We start from the raw sequence: 18,789 nt of genomic DNA, 5'->3' as shown, positions 1-18,789 counted from the left end.
GGTCAAACGCTAGCACCGAACTCGGCGAGCTCGATTCTGGTCTCCCCGTACTTGCGCAGCTTCACCGGCGCATAGCCTGCGGGCCAGGCGATTTCGGGTGTGCGAATGGATCGCTCCACGATCACCAGCGCCATCGGGGCGAGCCAGCCGTTGGCCGCCAGTGCCGTGAAATCGGCAATCACGTCCTCGACGGGCACGTCGTATGGCGGGTCGGAGAAGACCAGATCGTAGGGACCGGGCGCGGTGTGCGCGAGCACGCTCGCCACCGACCCGACCCGCAGCTCGGCACCGGGCAGTCCGAGATCGGCGATATTTCCACGCACCACCGCGGCGGCCTTGCGATCGGATTCGATCAGCAGCGCCCGCGCCGCACCACGCGAGAGCGCTTCCAGCCCGAGCGCACCGGACCCGGCGTACAGGTCCAGCACCCGGGCGCCGTCCAGGTCCAGCCGGGCGTCGATCGCGCTGAACAACGCCTCGCGCACCCGGTCCGAGGTGGGCCGGGTGCCCGCGGGCGGGACGCGCAGGCGGCGCCCGCCCGCGGTCCCGGCGACGATGCGGGTCATTCGGATTCGCGCACGGCCAGCTCGATCAGCAGGTCACCACCCTCTACCTGCTGCACCTTGCCGATGGCGACGCGGCCGACCAGGCCGGCGCGCGGCGCGGTGATGGCGGCCTCCATCTTCATGGCTTCGATGGTGCCGATGGTGTCGCCGGCTGCCACGGTGTCGCCCTCGGCGACCGCGAGGGTCACCACACCGGCGAACGGCGCGGCGATATGGCCGGCGTTGTTCTTGTCGGCCTTCTCCGCGGCCGGGATCTCGCTGGCCACCGAGCGGTCGCGCACCGACACCGGCCGCAGCTGGCCGTTGAGGATGCACATGACCGTGCGCATACCGCGTTCGTCGGGCTCGGAGATGGCCTCCAGGCCGATGAGCAGGGTGACGCCCTTCTCCAGCTGCACGCGATGTTCTTCGCCGCGGCGCAGGCCGTAGAAGAACTGGTTGGCCGACAGGCCGGTGGTGTCGCCGTATTTGTCGCGGTGGGCGAGGAATTCGGCGGTGGGCCCGGGGAACAGCAGCCGGTTGAGGGTGGCGCGCCGCTGCTCGGAGGTGCCCGCCAGGCCGGCCTCGTCCTCGGGGGTGAGCGGGGTTTCCGGTTTGGCGTTTCCGCGGCCGGCCAGCGCCTTGGTGCGGAACGGCTCGGGCCAGCCACCGGCCGGAGTGCCGAGTTCACCGCGCAGGAATCCGATCACCGAATCCGGGATGTCGTAGCGGCCGGGGTCGGCGGCGAAGTCCTCGATGTCGACGCCGGTGCCGACCAGCGCCAGCGCCAGATCGCCGACGACCTTCGACGACGGCGTCACCTTCACCAGCCGGCCCAGCAGCCGGTCGGCGGCGGCGTATTTCGCCTCGACCTCTTCGAAACGATCGCCGAGGCCCAGCGCGATCGCCTGCTGACGCAGATTCGACAGCTGACCGCCGGGGATCTCGTGGGTGTAGACGCGGCCGGTCGGGGCGGGCAGCCCGGACTCGAACGGCGCGTACACCTTGCGCAGCGCCTCCCAGTACGGCTCCAGATCGCAGACGTTCTGCAGGTTCAGGCCGGTGTCGTGCGGGCTGTTGGCCGCGGCCGCCACGATCGCCGACAGCGCGGGCTGGCTGGTGGTGCCCGCCATCGCGGCACTGGCGCCGTCGACGGCGTCGGCGCCGGCCTGCCAGGCCGCCAGATAGGTGGCCAGCTGACCACCGGGGGTGTCGTGGGTGTGCACGTGCACCGGCAGGTCGAAGTTGCTGCGCAGCGCCGAGACCAGGGTCGCGGCGGCGGGCGCGCGCAGCAGGCCCGCCATGTCCTTGATCGCGAGCACGTGGGCGCCCGCGTCGACGATCTGCTCGGCCAGCTTGAGGTAGTAGTCGAGGGTGTAGATGTTCTCGTCCGGGTTGGACAGGTCGCCGGTGTAGCTCATCGCGACTTCGGCGACCGCCGTACCGGTTTCGCGTACCGCGTCGATGGCCGGACGCATCTGGTCGACGTTGTTGAGGGCGTCGAAGATGCGGAAGATGTCGATGCCGGTGGCGGTCGCCTCGGAGACGAACGCCCTGGTCACCTTCTCCGGATACGGCGTGTAGCCGACGGTGTTGCGGCCGCGCAGCAGCATCTGCAAGCAGATGTTGGGCACCGCCTCACGCAAGGCCGCCAGCCGCTCCCACGGGTCCTCATAGAGGAAGCGCAAAGCGACGTCATAGGTCGCGCCGCCCCAGCACTCGATCGACAGCAGCTCCGGGGTCAGCCGGGCGACGTGGCCCGCGACCGCGAGCAGTCCGCCGGTGCGTACCCGAGTGGCCAGCAGGGACTGGTGCGCGTCGCGGAAGGTGGTGTCGGTGACCGCGACCGCGTCCTGTTCGCGCAGCGCCCGCGCGAAACCTTCGGGGCCCAGCGTCAGCAGCCGCTGGCGCGAGCCGTCCGGCGGCGGCACCGACAGGTCGATGGCGGGCAGCTTGTCGTGCGGGTAGACCGCAGTCGGGCGCTCACCGTGCGGCTTGTTGACGGTGACGTCGGCCAGGTATTCGAGGATCTTGGTGCCGCGGTCGGCGGAGCGACGCAGATCCAGCAGCTGCGGCCGTTCGTCGATGAACGAGGTGGTGACCTTGCCCGCCCGGAAATCCGGGTCGTCGAGCACCGCGAGCAGGAACGGGATGTTGGTCGTGACGCCGCGGATGCGGAACTCGGCCAGCGCGCGCCTGGACCGCGCGACCGCGGTGGAGAAATCGCGGCCGCGGCAGGTGAGCTTGACCAGCATGGAGTCGAAGTAGGCGCCGATCTCGGCACCCAGGTTCGCGCCGCCGTCCAGCCGGATGCCCGCGCCGCCCGGGGTGCGGTAGGCGGTAATACGGCCGGTGTCGGGGCGGAAGCCGTTGGCCGGGTCCTCGGTGGTGATCCGGCACTGCATGGCCGCGCCGCGAATGGCGACGGTGTCCTGGCTCAGGCCCAGATCGGCCAGCGATTCACCGGCGGCGATGCGCAGCTGCGACTGCACCAGATCGACATCGGTGATCTCCTCGGTCACCGTGTGCTCGACCTGGATGCGCGGGTTCATCTCGATGAAGACGTGCTTGCCGCGCTCGTCGAGCAGGAACTCCACGGTGCCGGCGCAGCTGTAGCCGATCTCGCGGGCGAACGCCACGGCGTCGGCGCAGATGCGTTCGCGCAGTTCGGGATCGAGGTTCGGTGCGGGCGCCAGCTCGATCACCTTCTGATGCCGTCGCTGCACCGAACAGTCGCGCTCGAACAGGTGCATGACGTTGCCCTGCGTGTCGGCCAGGATCTGCACCTCGATGTGGCGCGGATTCACCACCGCCTGCTCGAGGAAGACGGTCGGATCGCCGAAGGCCGACTCGGCCTCGCGGGAGGCGGCTTCGATGGATTCACGCAGCTGCGCGGGCGCGGCCACCCGGCGCATACCGCGGCCACCGCCACCGGCGACGGCCTTGACGAAGACCGGGAACTCCATTGATTCGGCTGCCGCCAGCAGCTCGTCGACGTTTGCCGACGGTTCGCTCGATTTCAGTACCGGCAGCCCCGCGGCTTTGGCCGCCGCGATGGCGCGCGCCTTGTTACCGGCGAGCTCGAGCACCTCCGCGGAGGGGCCGATGAAGGTGATCCCCTCGCGCGCGCAGGCGGCCGCGAGGTCGGGGTTCTCGGACAGGAAGCCGTACCCCGGGTAGATGGCGTCGGCCCCGGCTGTCTTGGCCGCCTCGATGATGGCGTCGATGGACAGGTATGCCCGGACCGGGTGGCCTTCCTCGCCGATCTGATAGGCCTCGTCCGCCTTCAGGCGGTGCACCGAGTTGCGGTCCTCATGCGGGAAGACAGCCACGGTCCCGATGCCGAGTTCGTAGGCCGCACGGAAGGCGCGGATGGCGATTTCGCCGCGGTTGGCAACCAAGACTTTCGAGAACATTGACCTAAGGTACCCGCCCCCGCACCGTGGGCCGACAGGGAAGTCCCCTTCGCAGTAATCTTCACAACCGGTCCTTGCACGGTTGCGAAGTTGCGTTCATCCGGCCGTCATATCTCACCGCGGGGCCCGGCGGATCGTGCGGTGAACTCCACGCCATAGCTACCGGCGGGTTACCTACTGGCGAGTCACCACCAGTGCAGGGTGCGATGCCGCAGGCCACCGCGCAGCTGGCCCACCCCGACGCCCATCAGCAGGCCACGCTCCTCGCCGGTCAGTCCGCGCGTGAACGCGAGCCGCACCAGACGGATCAGCACCTCGGGCAGGTGGATCCGCGGCAGGCCGTTGTCCGGGAACTCCGCGTTGAGCCGGGCCAGTCCGATGCCGCGTGCGCGGCCCTGCCGCAATCCCGGGCCGAAGCCACGGCGATAGCGGTAGGCGACCAGCGCTTCGGGTAGGAACCCGGTGCGGAATCCTTCGCGGTGGGCTTTCCAGCCGAAGGCGAGATCTTCGTTGGCGGCGTAGGTGACATCGATGCCGCCGAGCTTGCGGTAGACATTCGCCCGGCACGCCATCGCGCAGCCGACGATCACCGGGGCGAACACTCCGGCCGGCTGGAACTGGTCCGGTGCGGGCACTTCCGCGATGCCCCGCCGGTTGCCGGCATTGAGCGAGTGGCCCTCGACCGCGCAGCTGACGAGGTCGTAGCCCTCGTCGAGGAAGGACAGCATGCGGCGCATCCAGTCCGGATGCACGCGGTCGTCGTGGTCGCAGAACAGCAGGACGTCGCCGGTGGCGTGCTCGGCGCCGATATTGCGGGCGTGGGCCGCGCCCACCGTTTCCGAGGCGGGGACACAGCGCAGGTTCAGCCGCGTGCGCAGTGGGTGGTTCGCGAGGTGAGCCTCCAGGCCGGGCGCGCTGCGATTGTCGGCGACGACGACCTCGAATTCGCCGTCGTGATCCTGTTCGGCGAGCGCGGCCAGCTGCTCGTCGAGATGGCTTCGATCGGCGTCGGTGACGATGTGTGCGGGAATGACGACCGAGGTCATCGTAGGTTCGGTTGCCGGCACAACCCCTCCTCCTGCCGTTGTGTGAAAGACCAGTGTTTAGGTTAAGTCAGGCCCGGGTGGCTCACCACCGGAGCGCCGCCCCGACTATCGTGGGCACCGCAGCTGGTTCGCCGGCAGGACGACAAGGAGCCCCGAACGTCCGCCCCGGCGTCGAAGCCCGCCCCCTGGCGGGTGAGAGGGAACCCGGTGGAAATCCGGGACTGTCCCGCAGCGGTGAGTGGGAACGACCGCCGTCATCAGCACTGGGCACACCGCCTGGGAAGCGACGGCCAGTAGGTCGGCCGTATCGGCCGGTGCCCGCGAGTCCGAAGACCTGCCCGTTGTGCCGGATACGCCGTATCCGGCGGCCATCGCCTCGTGGACCGGGCGCTCGCCACCAGTGGTGCCAATACGACCCGTCTGCCGGGTCGTTCGGGGTCTCATCGGTGCCGTGCGTTTTCCGAAACGGCGATTGCTGTCGAACTTCAGCACTGGAGAAACACCGTGACTGTTCATACGCACAACCCGTTCACCGCAACGGTTCTCGGACTTCCCCGGGTGGGGCCACGCCGGGAACTCAAGCGCGCCATCGAGTCCTACTGGGCCGGGCGCATCGACGCGGCGCGGCTGCACGAAGTAGCTCGCGAGCTGCGCCGCGCGCAGTACACCGAATTACGCGCCGCCGGAATGGATTCGATTCCGGTCGGCACCTTCTCCTATTACGACCAGATGCTCGATACCGCCGTGCTGCTGGGCGCGCTGCCGCCGCGGGTGGCCGGTATCGCGGACCCGCTGGACCGCTATTTCGCCGCCGCGCGCGGTACCGACGCGGTCGAACCGCTGGAGATGACGAAGTGGTTCGACACCAACTATCACTACCTGGTGCCGGAGATCGGGCCGCAGACGTCGTTCACCCTGCACCCGGAGACTGTCCTGGACCAGCTGCGCGAGGCGATCGACCTCGGGGTGCCCGCGCGGCCGGTGATCATCGGGCCGGTCACCTTCTTGAAGCTGGCCAAGTCGGCCGGTCCGGCCGCGCTCGAACGCATCGACGAACTGGTGCCGCTGTATCGCGAACTGCTGCGCCTGCTTGCCGAAGCCGGCGCCGGCTGGGTGCAGATCGATGAGCCGGTGCTGGTCACCGATCTGACCGAGGACGAGCTGGCCGTGGTGCGGCGGGTCTACACCGAGCTCACCGCCTCCGGTGATCGCCCGGCTGTGCTGGTGGCCACCTACTTCGGCACCCCCGGCCCCGCGCTCGCGGCGCTGGCCGATACCGACGTCGAGGGTGTCGCGGTCGATCTGGTCTCGGGCACCGCGGTCGACGAGGTGGCCGGTGTACCGGCCCTGGCGAACAAACTGCTGGTGGCCGGTGTTGTCGACGGACGCAATGTGTGGCGCACCGACCTCGACGCCGCGCTCACCACTCTCGGCACTCTGCTCGGCTGCGCGAGGTCGGTGGCGGTATCGACCTCGTGCTCGCTGCTGCATGTGCCGTATTCGCTCGCGGTCGAGACCGGGCTCGACGACGCGCTGCGTTCCTGGCTGGCCTTCGGTGCGGAAAAGGTCGGCGAGGTGCGGGTGCTCGCCACCGGCCTGAGCGCGGGCACCGACGCGATCGCCGATGAATTGTCCGCCGCCCGTGCGGCTTCGGCGAGCCGTGCCGCCGACCCGCGCATCCGTAACAGCCGGGTGCGAGCCCGGCTGGCAGCTCTCGGCCCCGACGCGCTCCGCCGCGCTCCGGCCGAACAGCGCAGGCAGGTGCAGCGCGAACGTCTCCAGCTGCCACCGCTGCCCACCACCACCATCGGTTCCTATCCGCAGACCTCGGCGATCCGGTTGGCCCGCGCGGCACTGCGTTCCGGTGAGATCGACCGCGCCGATTACGAGCAGCGGATGCGCGACGAGATCGCCGACGTCATCGCGTTGCAGGAGAAACTGGAGCTCGATGTGCTGGTGCACGGCGAGCCGGAACGCAACGACATGGTGCAGTACTTCGCCGAGCAGCTCGACGGTTTCGCCGCGACCGAGCTGGGGTGGGTGCAGTCCTACGGCACCCGCTGTGTGCGTCCGCCGATCCTGTTCGGCGATGTGGTGCGCCGCGCGCCGATGACCGTCGAATGGATCACCTTCGCGCAGTCGCTGACCGATAAGCCGGTCAAGGGCATGCTGACCGGTCCGGTGACCATCCTGGCGTGGTCGTTCGTCCGTGACGATCAGCCGCTGGCGGATTCGGCCCGGCAGGTCGCGCTGGCCATCCGGGATGAGACGGTGGATCTACAGCACGCCGGCATCCGGATCATTCAGGTGGACGAGCCGGCGCTGCGAGAGTTGTTGCCGCTGCGGGCCGCCGAGCAGCCCGCCTACTTGGACTGGTCGGTGCATGCGTTCCGTTTGGCGACTTCCGGCGTCGCCGACGCCACCCAGATCCACACCCATCTGTGCTACTCGGAATTCGGTGAGGTGATCGACGCGATCGCCGGCCTCGACGCCGACGTGACCTCGATCGAAGCGGCGCGCTCGCACATGGAGGTGCTCGACGATCTGAACGCCGCCGGTTTCGATCTCGGTGTCGGGCCCGGCGTCTACGACATCCACTCGCCCCGCGTGCCCAGCGTCGAGGAGATCACTTCGTCGCTGCGCGCCGCACTGAAAGCCGTTCCCGCCGAACGGCTCTGGGTCAATCCCGATTGCGGATTGAAAACCCGTGGCCCTGCCGAGGTAGAAGCATCACTGCGCAATTTGGTCGCCGCAGCGCGCGCCTTGCGGTGATCGGCCAAACCGAGTGAACAAGCTGGGCCACGCCCCAACAGCGTGACCCAGCCTCCGGTCGGCCACATCCTGTGGCACGTCCCTCAGCCCTCCGTCTCTCCTGTCGCCCCCGTTTCCCGCCGTCGGCCGCGCTTGACCACGCACCCCTGGCATCTACGCCCGGCCCGCAACACCGGTCGCTCCCGAGAATCGGGCGCCACAACCCCGCGCCACACCGCCCGGCATCCATGATTCCGCTCCATGCGCCTGCCCCTCCTCACACATCTGTTTCATCGTTTCGCCAGGTTGGACGGGCCGACGACGGCTTTGGTTCCCTTCGCCACCAACAATTTTCGACGCGCCGTACGACACGCCGACAAGTTGCGAAACTGTCAGTGCCCTGCCGTAGCTTCGCCGCCATGCCGTCACAGGTGCACGAGGTCTTCGTCGATATGTTTCGCACGGATCCGGAGCTGGCCGCCGGACTACTCGCCGACGTCTTCGACATCGACCTACCCGACTACCGGCACGCTCGCGCTTCCTCGTGCGACTTCACCGACGTTTCGCCGGCCGAGTTCCGCGGCGATACGGCGCTGGTATTCGCCGACGCCGCAGGCGACCCTGTGCTCGGGATCATCGTCGAGGTCCAACTACGAAAGGACCGCAGCCGCCAGTGGAGCTGGCCGGTGTACCTCGCCACCCTGCGCGCCCGTCTTCGCTGCCCCACGTACTTGATGGTGTTCTGTCCAGACCGTGGAGTTGCGGCTTGGTCCGGGCGTCCCATAGATCTCGGGCATCCCGGCATGATCCTGCGACCCCTGGTTCTTGGTCCCGAGGTCATACCAGCCGTCACTGATCCAGAGTTCGCCAAAGCCGCGCCTGAACGCGCGGTACTGTCGGCCATCGCCCATGCGGACGGCCCCAACTCCGCCGCGGTATTCGAATCCCTGGCCGCAGGCCTGGACAAAGCTGCCGACGACGTCGGCAAAATGTACTATGACCTGGTACTCGCGTTGCTTTCGCCGGCAGCCAGGCACCGTCTGGAGGAATACATGAAGACCGTAGCCGCCAAGTACGAATACCAGAGCGACTTCGCCCGCAAGTACGTGGCCGAAGGCCGGGCCGAAGGCCGGGCCGAAGGCCGGGCCGAAGGCCGGGCCGAAGCGCACGCGGAGGCGGTCGCGGCGCGAGTCGATGCCCTGCTGACGATCCTCGAAGTTCGGTGGGGCACGATTCCCGCCGACGTTCGGGCCCGTGTCGCCGCCAGCACAGATCTGGACCAGCTCAAGGCCTGGACAGAACGCGCGAAGACCGCGAACAGCTCCGATGAGCTGTTCGCGGATCGCTAGCGAAAGCACGCCTCACGCGACGACTAGTTGACGCTGGTCGACGCCCACATACTCCGACAGCGGGCGAATCAAGGCGTTCGACTGCGCCTGTTCGACGATGTGGGCGGTCCAGCCGGTGATGCGGCTCAGGACGAAGATGGGGGTGAACATCGCTATGTCGAAGCCCATCAGGTGGTAGGTGGGGCCGGCGGGGAAATCCAGGTTGGGTTTGATGCCGGTGGCTTCGGCCATGGCGTTTTCGAGTTCGGTGTAGATGCGCAGCCAGCGGTGGTCGCCGGTTGCTGCGCTCACCTCGTCGAGGGCGGCTTTCATGGTGGGGACGCGGGAGTCGCCGTTCTTGTAGACGCGGTGGCCGAAACCCATCACCTTCTCTTTGTTCGCCAGCTTGGTGCGCAACCAGGACGCGGCGCGTTCGGGGGCGCCGATGGCGAGCATGTCGTGCATGACGGCCTCGTTGGCGCCGCCGTGCAGTGGGCCCTTCAGAGCACCGATCGCGGCGGTCACCGCGCTGTAGATATCGGACCGGGTGGAGGTCACCACGCGCGCGGCGAAGGTCGAGGCGTTGAAGCTGTGCTCGGCGTAGAGGATGAGCGAGGTTTCGAAGGCTTTCACGATCCGCTGGTCGGGCACGGTCCCGAAGCACATGTGCAGGAAGTTCTCCGCGAACCCCAGATGTGAGTGCGGCGCAACGGGTTCCAGTCCGCGCCTGCGCCGCATGTCGGCGGCGACGACGGTGGGTAGCACCGCCGTCAGCCGCAGCGCCTTCGCGAGCAAAACCTTGGCATCGGGAGCTCCGGATAGGTCGTCGGCCGGATCCTCGGCCCCGAGATAGCTGACCACGGTGCGCACCACATCCATCGGATGGCAGCTGTCGGGCATCTTCTGCACCAGCGACAGCAGCGACCGGTCGGCGCGCCGCTGCGCCCGTCCACGCTGACACAACAGTTCCAGCTGTCCGGCATTCGGCAGCTCGCCGTACCACAGCAAATAGGCGACCTCTTCGAAGCAGCAGTGCCGCGCCAGATCCTGCACGGCGTACCCGCGGTAAGTCAGCGAATTGGTCTCGGGCACCACTTTCGAAATGCTGGTGGTATCCACCACCACACCGGCGAGGCCCTTCTTGATCTCGGTCATATCGATCACTCACTCACGGTGAAATTGAAGATTCCGGAATCGAAGTCGTTGTAGCGCTGGTACTCCAGCAGTTCGTATAGCCGCGATCGGTGCTGCATGACATCGAGCAGACCGGTTTGCGTTCCGGCGGAGTCAATTTCACGCAGGCCGTGTTCGACAGCGAACATCGCCAGCCGCAGAGTTGTCACCGGATAGATCACGGCGTCGAAGCCGATCGCCTCGAGTGTTCCCGCCGAGATCAGCTGCGATTTGCCGAATTCGGTCATATTGGCCAGCAGCGGCACATCCACCGCCGCACGGAATTTCGCGAACTCGCTCTCGCCGGCCAGCGCCTCGGTGAAGATCAGGTCCGCGCCCGCGTCGGCATAGGCTTTGGCCCGGTCGATGGCCGCGTCCAGCCCCTCGACAGCCCTGGCGTCGGTGCGAGCGCAGATGACGAAGTTCGGATCCCGGCGCGCCGAGACCGCGGCCCGCAGCCTGCGCACCATCGCGTCGCGGTCGACCACAGCCTTGCCGTCGAGATGCCCGCAACGCTTCGGGTTCACCTGGTCTTCGATATGGCAGGCCGCCAGCCCGGCGTCTTCGAGCAGCGTGACGGTGCGCGCGGCATTCATCGGTTCACCGAATCCGGTGTCGGCATCGATCAACACCGGCAGATCGGTCACGCGCGCGATCTGGCAGCCACGCTCGGCCACCTCCGTCAGCGTGGTCAACCCGATATCGGGCAGCCCCAGCTCGGCCGAAACCACCGCACCCGACACATAGACACCCTCGAACCCCAATTCCTGGATCAGCTTCGCCACCAGCGGGTTGAACGCGCCAGGCAGCCGCAGAATCCGGTCAGAGGCCAGCCCGTCCCGCAACGCGATCCGCTTCTCGGCCGCACCGGTGGCGGCCGCGAGCAGGCCCGTCATCAGAACACGCCCTCGGGGATCGCGGGTGCGGCGGCGAGCACCTGTTCGGACACGGTGAAGGTGAGCTGGTCGAGTTCGCCGGCGGCCAGTTCGGGTGCCCGTTGCGCGACGTCGAGGAAGCGGCGCTGTTCGGCGTCATCCAGCACGCCCTCGGTCAGGATCGTGAACTTCTCGATGTACTGCTCACGGGCGAACGGCCGCGCCCCCAGCGGGTGGGCGTCGGCGACGGCCAGTTCATCGGTGATGGTCTCGCCACTCTTCAACGTCACCACGGCCCTGGCGCCGAAGGCCTTCTCGCCAGGATCGCTGGAGTGGTAGCGCCGGGTCCATTCCGGATCCTCGACCGTGGAGATCTTGCGCCACAGCGCGATGGTGTCGGGCCGCTGTGCCCGTTCGGGCGCGTACGAGCGCTCGTGATGCCAGCTGCCGTCCTGCAAGGCGACCGCGAAGATATAGGGCACCGAGTGGTCGAGGGTTTCCCGGCTGGCGTGCGGATCGAACTTCTGCGGATCGCCGGATCCGGTGCCGATCACGACATGGGTGTGGTGGCTGGTGTGCAGCACGATCGAAGCGATTTGATCGAGATCGCCGATCCGTGAACGCATCCGGCGAGCAAGATCGATCGGCGCCTGGCTCTGGTACTCGGCCGAATGCTCCTTGGTGTAGCTGTCCAGGATGGCGAGTTTCGGCTCGCCGGGACCGGGCAGCGGGACCTCGTACTCGGCATCGGGCCCGCCGAGCAGCCAGGCGATCACGCCGTCGGCGCCCTCCCAGATCGGCGACGGCGCACCCTCCCCGCGCATCGCGCGATCGACCGCTTCGATACCCATCTTCCCGGCGAAGGCCGGCGCGTACGCCTTCCAACTCGAGATCTCGCCCTTGCGGGATTGCCGGGTGGCGGTCGTGGTGTGCAACGCCTGGCCGATGGCCTGGTAGATCGTCTCGCCGTCCAGGCCGAGCAGGGTGCCGAGACCGGCGGCGACGGACGGTCCCAGATGGGCGACATGGTCGATCTTGTGCTCGTGCAGGCAGATACCGCGCACCAGATCCATCTGGATCTCGTATCCGGTAGCCAGCCCGCGGATCAGCTCGGCGCCGCTGCGGCCGGTGTGCTGGGCCACGGCCAGAATCGGCGGAATGTTGTCGCCCGGATGGGAGTACTCGGCGGCCAGAAAGGTGTCGTGGAAATCGAGTTCGCGCACCGCGACGCCATTGGCCCACGCCGCCCACTCCGGCGATACCACTCGCTCCGTCGGCAGCCCGAACACCGTGGCTCCCGCACGTCCGGCCCGCGGCAGACAGCCCGCCGCCAGGGCCTGCGCCCGGGCCGCGGCCACCGGCCTGCGCACCAGTGACGCCGCCGCCACCGCGGCATTGTCGATGATCCGGTTGACGATCATCTCCCGCACCGCGTCGGTCACCTCGACCGGATCGGTGGCGACCTCGGCGATCTTGGTGGCCAGATGCTCGGCCCGCGGGAAGTCTTCCGCGGCTCCGCGGGCACGTACGATGTGGGTCTTCATGCGTCCTCCGCACTGTGGGTGTTCTCTACCGATACTTCGCACGCTACGCAGCGCACGCCTAGCGCAAAACATCTTGCACGCGTGGATTTTTGTGGGTAACAACCGGCGTTTTTGCGATGTTTGCGAAGAACCGGGGGTACGATCGCTCGCCGTGCGGAAGATGTACGCCGGGGCCCGGCTGCGACGGTTGCGCGAAGAGCGGCGCATGACCCAGGCCGCGCTCGCGAAAGCGCTCGACCTCTCGCCCTCCTATCTCAATCAGCTCGAGCGCGACCAACGCCCGCTCACCATCCCGGTCCTGCTCAAGCTGAACTCCACCTTCGACCTCGATGTGCAGTTCTTCGCCGCCGATTCCGATGCCAGGCTGGTGTCGGATCTGCACGAGGTCCTCGTCGACGCGGCGGGCGGCGAGAGCGCGCCGCTGACCGAGATCGAGGAGCTGGCCACCCGGCAGCCGGAGATCGCGCGCCTGGTGGTGGCCATGCACCGGCGGTTGCGCACCGCCACCGACCAGCTCGATCTGTTCTCGGCGCGGGTCGCGGCGCCGGCGGGCGCGGCCGGCATGCCCGCGCCCTACGAGGATGTGCGCGACTTCTTCTACGACCATCACAACCACATCGGCCGCCTGGATCTGGCCGCGGAACGACTGTTCGACGAATGCGGGCTGTCGATCGGGTCGCTGGACCGGCAACTGGCCAGGGTGGCCGAAGAGCGGGCTGGTGTGACGGTGCTGGTGCGCGGCGACGGCGCCGATTCCTCGGTCCCGAAGCGCCGCTACGACCCCGACAGCCGCACTCTCACCTTGGCCCGCCGGTTGCGGCCGGGGCAGCGTGCGTTCCAGATCGCGACCACCCTGGCCTTCCTGCTCTACGGACAGGAACTCGACGCGGTGCTCGGCGAGGCGCCGTCGCTGGTCGGTGAATCGCGCACGCTGGCACGGATCGGGCTGGCCAACTACTTCGCCGGTGCGCTGGTCCTGCCGTACGGTCGGTTCCTGCGGTCGGCGGAGGAGCTGCGCTACGACATCGACCTGCTCGGCCTGCGTTTCGAGGTCGGCTTCGAAACCATCTGCCATCGGCTGAGCACCCTGCAACGCCAGGGTCAGCGCGGCGTACCGTTCTTCTTCGTGCGCACCGACCGGGCGGGCAATATCTCGAAACGCCAGTCCGCCACCGCCTTCCACTTCTCCCGGGTCGGCGGAAGCTGTCCGCTGTGGGTGGTGCACGAGGCGTTCGCCCATCCCGGCCGCATCCTCACCCAGGTCTCCGAAATGCCCGACGGGCGGCGCTACTTCTGGATCGCGCGCACCGCGATGATGGCGCCGCAGGGATTCGGCACCATGGCCAAGAACTTCGCCATAGGCCTCGGCTGCGATATCGAATACGCCGACCGGCTGGTGTATTCCAAAGGCATCCAACTCGACGATCCGGCCAACGCCGTGCCGATCGGCGCCGGCTGCAAGGTCTGCGACCGGCCCGCCTGCCCACAACGGGCGTTCCCGCAGATCGGCAGCCCGCTGGCGGTCACCGAGGAGGTGTCGGCCGATCTGCCGTACCCGCGGGTGCGGGCCTGACCGCGATCAGGACTTGGCCAGGTACTCCAGGCGTTCGGAGTCGACGGCGGCGTGCATCATCGCCGCCAGACCCGGGTGGTGGGTCAGGCCCGGGTCCTGCTCGACCAGTTCACGCGCGAGTTGCTGTGCCGCGGTGATCACTTCGAGGTCGTCGAGCAGCGACAGCAGTCGCAGCGATCGTGCCGTACCCGACTGCGCCGAGCCGAGCACATCGCCTTCGCGGCGTTGGCGCAGATCGAGGACTGCCAGCTCGAACCCGTCGGTGGTCGCGGCGACCGCCTCCAGCCGGGTCATCGCCGGACCGCCCGGGGCGGCGTCGGTGACCAGCAGACACAAACCCGGATGCTTGCCGCGGCCGATCCGCCCGCGCAACTGATGCAGCTGGCTGACGCCGAACCGGTCGGCATCGACGATCACCATCACCGTGGCATTCGGCACGTCCACACCGACCTCGACCACGGTGGTGCACACCAGCACATCGATGCTGCCCTCGTTGAACTCGCGCATCACCTGGTCCTTGTCATCCGATGGCAGGCGCCCGTGCAGCAACCCCACCCGCAGCTCGGACAGCGGACCGGTGCGCAGCTGATCGAAGACGTCGAGCACGGCCTGCGTAGTCGGCCCCTCTTTGCCTTCGGGCTCGGACTTGCCGTTGCGCGATTTGCCGCCGCCGTTGCCGTCCTCGTCGTCGCCGATGCGCGAGCACACCACATACGCCTGCCTGCCCTCGCGCACCTCCTCGGTGATCCGCTCCCAGGCCCGGTCGACCCAGTTCGGATGCACCCGGCGCGGTACCACTTTCGAGGTGATCGGTGAGCGGCCGCGCGGCAGCTCGGTCAGCGTGGAGGTCTCCAGATCGCCGAGGGTGGTCATGGCGATGGTGCGTGGAATCGGGGTCGCGGTCATCACCAGCAGATGCGGTGTGGAGCCGGCCTTGGCCTTCGCGCGCAACGCGTCTCGCTGTTCCACGCCGAAACGGTGCTGTTCGTCGACGACGACCATCCCCAGATCGAAGAACTCCACCGCGTCCTGGATCAGGGCGTGGGTGCCGATCACGATGCCTGCCTCACCGGTGACCGCGGCCAGCAGCGCCGCGCGTTTGGCGCCCGCGGACATGGACCCGGTCACCAGCGTCACCTGGGTGGCGTTCTCGGCGGCGCCGAGTTCGCCCGCCTGCCCGAGTTCACCGAGCATCCCGCGCAGCGACCGATAGTGTTGCGCGGCCAGCACTTCGGTGGGTGCGAGCAGCGCGCACTGCTGCGCGGCGTCGATCACCTGCAGCATCGCGTGCAGCGCGACGATGGTCTTACCGGAGCCGACCTCACCTTGCAGCAGCCGATGCATCGGCTGTTCGCGGGACAGGTCGGCGGAGATCTCGTCGATCACCTGCCGCTGCCCGGCGGTGAGCTCGAACGGCAACCGCTGGTCGAAGGCGGCCGCGATGCCGTCGGTGCGCGGCGGGCACGGCTTCGCGGTCCGGGCGGAGACCTCGTGCCTGCGTTCGGCGAGCACCAACTGCAACGCGAGGGCCTCGTCGAAACGCAGCCGCTGCTTCGCCTGTTCGATATCGAGCTTGTGCTCGGGCAGGTGGATCAGCCGCAACGCGTCGGAGACCGCCATCAGCTGATGCTCGTCCCGAACATGTTGCGGCAGTGGATCATCGATCGGGTCGAGCTGATCGAGCACCTGCCGCACACAGGCCAGGATCTCCCAGCTCTGCACCTTGGCCGTGGCCGGGTAGACGGGGATGAATTCGCGTTCGAAGAACGACATGTCCACTCCACCCGCGTCTTTGGCGCTCTGCGCGATGCCACGCAGGTCGCCGCCGCCGCGCACGGTGGTGAGGGTCGGCGTCTCGTCGTCGGCGCCCTCGGGCAGGATCAGGTAACCGGGATGGCTCAGATTCCACTGCCCGGGCCGCCAGTAGTTCACCGTGCCCGACATCATCGCCCGCACGCCCTCGCGGACCACGTATTTCACCTTGTCACCGTTGAAGAAGGTGACGTCGACGCCCTTGCCCGTTCCGGTATCGAGCACCACCTTGAGCAGGGACCCGCGCCGCTGGCGCATCGGTTTGAGTTCGGCCTTGGTCACCCGGCCGATGACAGTGATGTGCGAGCCGTCCTCGGGCTCGTCCTCGGTGAGCGGCTGCCCCTGGGTGGCGTAGCGCAGCGGGTAATGCCGCAGCAGATCCTCGACGGTGTGCATATCGAACGCGTCGGCCAGCGACGCCGCCGCTTTCACGCCGAGTAGATGGTCGAGCCGATCGCTCAGTGTTGCCATGACCTCGTTCCCGCCGTCGCCTGCTTCGTGCCGCGCATCGTCATTCGACTCCGATCTGGATCAGATCGGCATGCTGGCCCCCGGAATACACCATGATCTCCACCCCCGGAAAGCCCGCGGCGACATGGTCGGACAGCTCCTGCGCCAGCCCCTCCGGCGCCGCCGCCCCGACCAGCAGGGTGACCAATTCCCCACCGAGCCCGAGCATCCGATCCAGCAGCGTCTGCCCGGCGGCACGCACGTCACGGTCGATGACGATGACGTCATGGCCGACCAGCCCGAGGCCGTCGCCGGGTTCGCAGGTGCCGACCATGGTCAGCGCGCGCTCGGTGGCCGCACGCAGCGAACCCCACCTGGTCGCGGCGGCCGCCTCGGACATGGCGAACGCGTCGTCGACGGCGATCCGGCCTGCGTCGTGCACGGCCAGCGCGGCCAGCCCCTGCACCATGGAGCCGCTGGGCAGCAGCAGCACGTCACGGTGGTCGTCGCGGGCGGCCACACCGACGGCGACCAATTCCTGCGCCGGCAGCGCGCCGTTGGGCAGCACCAGCACCTCCCGGTGCGGCAGCCGCCGGATCGCGGCGAGCAGCGCGGCCGTGGTGACAGCCGGTTCGCCGGGAACCACCTCCGCACCCGCATCCCGGAACAACGCCATGGCACCGGACCCGGCCGCGACGGCCACGATCGCGCGGTCGGCGGGCTCGGATCGTCCACCGGACTCGCTCGCGCTGTCTACGGGTGACGAATCAGGAAGTCCCGCACCGGATGTCTCACCATCGCGCCCGGCCCCGGAGCCCTCGGCAGCCGCCTCGCCAGGCACTCGACCGTCGAGATCGCCGATCTCGGGCTCGCTGTGCCCCGTACATCCGGGTGCGCGCAGGTCACCGCGCTCGTCGTCGGCGTCGGACGCGAACGACTCGATCCGTACCCCGCTGAGTGTTCCCGCCGCGATCCCGGCCTCGATGGCGGCACCGGCGTCGACACAGTGCACATGCGCCGACCAGCTGTCCGCCCCGTCGCCGACGACCACCACCGAATCCCCCAGCTCGGTCAGCCGGTACCGCAGCGCCGAGATCCGGTCCGGATCCGAGTCGTCGAGCCGGTACATCACCTCGTACCGAGCCGGTGGCGACGGCACCGCCTCCGGTCGCCGCTGCGGCGAATCCCCGGCCGGCCGGTACACCGGCCGCTCGGGCCGTTCGCCGGTCACTACCTCGACCAGACCGTCCAGCAGCACCACCAGTCCCCGCGCGCCCGCGTCGACCACACCGGCCGATCGCAGCACCGTCAACTGGGCGGTGGTCTCGCCGAGCGCCTCGGTCGCACCGTCGGCGGCCGCGCGCACGACCTCGGCCAAGTCGGGGTCCGCGCACTCGGCAGCCGCTGCGGCCGCGCGCTCGAGCACCGTGAGAATCGTGCCTTCCACCGGGACGCTCAGCGCCTCCCGCACCAGCACCGCGGCCCGATCCAACGCTGATCGCATGGTGCCCGCGTCGAGTGGGGCGCCACGGGTCGCCTCCGCGATCCCGCGCAGCACCTGGGAGAGAATGATTCCGGAATTCCCGCGCGCACCCGAGGTCGCTCCACGCGCCATCGCGGCCGCCACCAGCGCAGCCGGAACCGCACCGTCGGGGTCGAGCGCGCCCGGCTTGCCCGCTACCGGCCCAGCTCGCTCCCCTGTCGCCGCCGAGCCGTTCGGCGAGCCGTCCGATCCGCCGACGCCCGCCCTGGTCCGCACGGCGTCGACCACCTCGCGCCACAGACTCTGGGCAGCCGGGATGTCGGCACCCGGTTCCTGATCATGGCTCCACGCGTGCGGTTGCCCGTTTCCCCCCGGGAACGCCCCGCCGTGCGCGGACAACACCGCCACCTCGGCGCACGAGACGGCCGCGCGCATGGTGGCCAGCAGATTGGTACCGGTGTCGGCGTCGGCGACCGGGAAGACGTTGAGGGCGTTGATCTCCTCGCGCCGGTTGGCCAGCTCGTCCAGGCACAGCCGGCCCCAGCGCATCAGCGCCGTGCCGTTGAGCGCCTCCGGCCGCAGGGCCGCGTAACCGCTCGCCTCCCACGATTCCGGCACCGCGCTCCTCCTCTGGCCACCTCGACACCCGACACCACTGCTGGCCAGATTAGCCGGATCGGCCGACATCGCCGCGGCTGCCGGCGAGCACGCCCCGGTGTGGCGCACAGCACCCGATCGGTGCGGCGACGGCGGCCGGTTTGGTGGATCGCGGGGCGGGCGGTTAATCTTGCAG

At 68.7% G+C, this 18,789-nt stretch carries 11 protein-coding genes and 1 riboswitch; of the genes, 3 read left to right on the top strand and 8 right to left on the bottom strand.

All coding sequences use genetic code 11. From position 1 onward, the window contains the following. Window positions 1–2: 2 nt before the first annotated feature. The 3 genes from rsmD to FEK34_RS07675 form a co-directional block, all read right to left on the bottom strand. Window positions 3–566 carry a 16S rRNA (guanine(966)-N(2))-methyltransferase RsmD gene (rsmD, locus tag FEK34_RS07685; RefSeq protein ID WP_138447167.1) on the bottom strand — a complete coding sequence of 188 codons (564 nt, stop codon included), beginning with the start codon at window positions 564–566 and terminating at the stop codon, window positions 3–5. Further along, on the bottom strand, window positions 563–3,961 hold the full coding sequence (locus FEK34_RS07680; protein WP_138447166.1) for a pyruvate carboxylase: 3,399 nt from the start codon (window positions 3,959–3,961) through the stop codon (window positions 563–565). Before FEK34_RS07680 ends, rsmD begins: the two co-directional genes overlap by 4 nt. A 185-nt stretch (window positions 3,962–4,146) precedes the next feature. After that, window positions 4,147–5,028 carry a glycosyltransferase gene (locus FEK34_RS07675; protein ID WP_212748726.1) on the bottom strand — a complete coding sequence of 294 codons (882 nt, stop codon included), beginning with the start codon at window positions 5,026–5,028 and terminating at the stop codon, window positions 4,147–4,149. A gap of 152 nt (window positions 5,029–5,180) precedes the next feature. Beyond that, a riboswitch (cobalamin riboswitch) is annotated at window positions 5,181–5,363 on the top strand. Between the two features lie 148 nt (window positions 5,364–5,511). On the opposite strand from FEK34_RS07675, the gene metE reads away from it, so the two are divergent. Further along, window positions 5,512–7,779, top strand: a complete 2,268-nt coding sequence (metE, locus tag FEK34_RS07670; RefSeq protein WP_138447164.1) for a 5-methyltetrahydropteroyltriglutamate--homocysteine S-methyltransferase — start codon at window positions 5,512–5,514, stop codon at window positions 7,777–7,779. Window positions 7,780–8,006: 227 nt separating this feature from the next. Continuing rightward, window positions 8,007–9,107 (top strand): hypothetical protein, encoded by a 1,101-nt coding sequence (locus FEK34_RS29915; RefSeq protein ID WP_171048082.1) that lies wholly within the window; start codon window positions 8,007–8,009, stop codon window positions 9,105–9,107. Window positions 9,108–9,119: 12 nt separating this feature from the next. Here FEK34_RS29915 and FEK34_RS07660 read toward each other — a convergent pair whose 3' ends face one another. From FEK34_RS07660 to prpD, 3 genes are read right to left on the bottom strand one after another with little or no spacing between them, the layout of a single operon-like run. Then, window positions 9,120–10,241 (bottom strand): bifunctional 2-methylcitrate synthase/citrate synthase, encoded by a 1,122-nt coding sequence (locus FEK34_RS07660; protein ID WP_138447518.1) that lies wholly within the window; start codon window positions 10,239–10,241, stop codon window positions 9,120–9,122. Window positions 10,242–10,246: 5 nt separating this feature from the next. Then, window positions 10,247–11,155, bottom strand: a complete 909-nt coding sequence (gene prpB, locus FEK34_RS07655; RefSeq protein WP_138447162.1) for a methylisocitrate lyase — start codon at window positions 11,153–11,155, stop codon at window positions 10,247–10,249. After that, complete coding sequence (gene prpD, locus FEK34_RS07650) at window positions 11,155–12,678, bottom strand: 2-methylcitrate dehydratase PrpD (protein WP_138447161.1); 1,524 nt, start codon at window positions 12,676–12,678, stop codon at window positions 11,155–11,157. Before prpD ends, prpB begins: the two co-directional genes overlap by 1 nt. A 151-nt stretch (window positions 12,679–12,829) precedes the next feature. On the opposite strand from prpD, the gene FEK34_RS07645 reads away from it, so the two are divergent. Then, window positions 12,830–14,251 (top strand): short-chain fatty acyl-CoA regulator family protein, encoded by a 1,422-nt coding sequence (locus FEK34_RS07645; protein ID WP_212748725.1) that lies wholly within the window; start codon window positions 12,830–12,832, stop codon window positions 14,249–14,251. A gap of 6 nt (window positions 14,252–14,257) precedes the next feature. Here the strand turns inward: FEK34_RS07645 and recG are convergent, their stop codons facing one another. Both recG and FEK34_RS07635 read right to left on the bottom strand, forming a co-directional pair. Further along, window positions 14,258–16,534 (bottom strand): ATP-dependent DNA helicase RecG, encoded by a 2,277-nt coding sequence (gene recG, locus FEK34_RS07640; RefSeq protein WP_138447160.1) that lies wholly within the window; start codon window positions 16,532–16,534, stop codon window positions 14,258–14,260. A gap of 40 nt (window positions 16,535–16,574) precedes the next feature. Then, window positions 16,575–18,545 carry a DAK2 domain-containing protein gene (locus FEK34_RS07635; RefSeq protein WP_138447516.1) on the bottom strand — a complete coding sequence of 657 codons (1,971 nt, stop codon included), beginning with the start codon at window positions 18,543–18,545 and terminating at the stop codon, window positions 16,575–16,577. Window positions 18,546–18,789: the final 244 nt, after the last annotated feature.

It is taken from the genome of Nocardia cyriacigeorgica, from assembly GCF_005863245.1.
In the GTDB taxonomy this organism is placed as follows: domain Bacteria; phylum Actinomycetota; class Actinomycetes; order Mycobacteriales; family Mycobacteriaceae; genus Nocardia; species Nocardia cyriacigeorgica_C.
The sequence above is the reverse complement of the archived record's forward strand: the minus strand, read 5'-3'. Positions and strand labels throughout refer to the sequence as shown.